The 1,509-nt window shown below is 65.3% G+C and carries 1 protein-coding gene and 1 pseudogene; one reads left to right on the top strand and one right to left on the bottom strand.

Annotated features, from left to right (window positions below; genetic code table 11):
- Positions 1-309: hypothetical protein (locus tag WBF82_RS22235; protein ID WP_424385091.1), on the top strand; the 309-nt coding region annotated here is incomplete at its 5' end.
- A 79-nt stretch (positions 310-388) separates the two neighbouring features.
- Here the strand turns inward: WBF82_RS22235 and WBF82_RS22240 are convergent.
- Positions 389-1,509, bottom strand: a pseudogene (locus WBF82_RS22240) (MFS transporter); the annotation flags it as partial.

The following is a 1,509-nucleotide window of genomic DNA, read 5'->3' on the forward strand; positions in this document are numbered from 1 at the left end:
CTGCTGGCCTCCGGCCTTGACGCTGATCTGTTGGCGCCGCTAGGCCTTGGGTCCCTACTCGACCCGGTCATCGTCGTATTGGTTGGTACGCCCTTCGGCGCCGCAACCGTGCCCGCCGACCTGTTTGATGCGGATCCGCTCAGCGACTTGATCGGGGCGCTCGACCCGAGCGCGTTCGTCTTGGGCGTGCCGGATGACGCGCTTGGCCTGCTGGCCTCCGGCCTTGACGCTGATCTGTTGGCGCCGCTAGGCCTTGGGTCCCTACTCGACCCGGTCATTGACTTGTTGCTTGGTTCGCCCTTCGTCTGATCTCGGCGCTGTAGTGCCTTGATCTGTGAGCTGACCATCTGGCTGGCGAGGTCGACCAGTCTCGCCAGCCAGCTGGTCGTCAACGCTGGGAAGCGATCGGGTCCATCCGCGGGCGCTCCTCGTGCCAATCTCGTTGAGCGACGACCCGCTGGGCGATCCGGTCGAGCGCGGCGTCGACCTGAGCCCGGTCCGGCCGTCCGTCGAAACCGGGAGATTCGGCAAGCTTGTTGACGATCCAGTCCCGCAACAGATCCGACACCAAATCGACTTGCTGCTGGCCTGATGGCGTGAGCCACAAGCGGTCGACGTCTTGTGCGACGTAGCCGGAGCGAACCAGGCGCTCGACGGTCGGTTCGAGGATTTCGTACGGCACGCCCAAGTCGTCGCCGATAACCGTCAGATGCGCGACCCCGACGAGCCGGGCGTAGCGCTGGATCCGCAACGCCGTCCACAGCCCGGCGACATCGAGCCGGCAATCCGGTCGCATGGCTATGCTGCGCAGCCGCATGCCGGGAGGCGCGCTCCGCAGCATCCGTCCGATCGCGGCTTCCAGCAGTTGCTCCGATGACCGGCCGGTCGGCATCGCGAATCCCTCACCGAGATCGGTGGCGTTATGGCTGATATCGCGGAGCGGCACCTCGCGCAGAAACGACGCCACCAGAAACCCGACGAGCGCGACCGGAGCCGCCCAGAGAAACACGCGCGACAGCGACTCGGCGTAGGCCGCCACGATCGGAGCTGCGACGTCATGCGGCAGCCGGTGCAAGGCCTCCGGAGAACTGGCGGCCGCGGCGGGCGCCCGGCTGGCAATCAGCGCCGGGCCGATTCGGCTGTGCAGAAAATTGGTGAACAGCGAACCGAAAATCGCTGCGCCGAAAGAACTTCCGATCGTGCGGAAAAAGGTGACGCCGGAGGTGGCAACGCCGAGATCGGAGAAACTCGACGTGTTCTGCACGATGAGGATCAGCACCTGCATGCACAATCCGATACCGGCGCCCAAGATCAGTAGGTACAACGACTGCAGCACTGCTGATGTCCCCGGGCCCATGCGGGAGAGCAGCACAAAGCCGACCACCATCACGGCAGTCCCGGCAATCGGGAAGATCTTGTACCGGCCGGTTCGACCGACCAGGACGCCGCTGCCCATTGAGGTGGTCAGCATGCCGACCACCATCGGCAGCGTGCGCAGCCCTGATGTTG

Source organism: Mycobacterium sp. (genome assembly GCF_049673265.1).
GTDB lineage: Bacteria > Actinomycetota > Actinomycetes > Mycobacteriales > Mycobacteriaceae > Mycobacterium.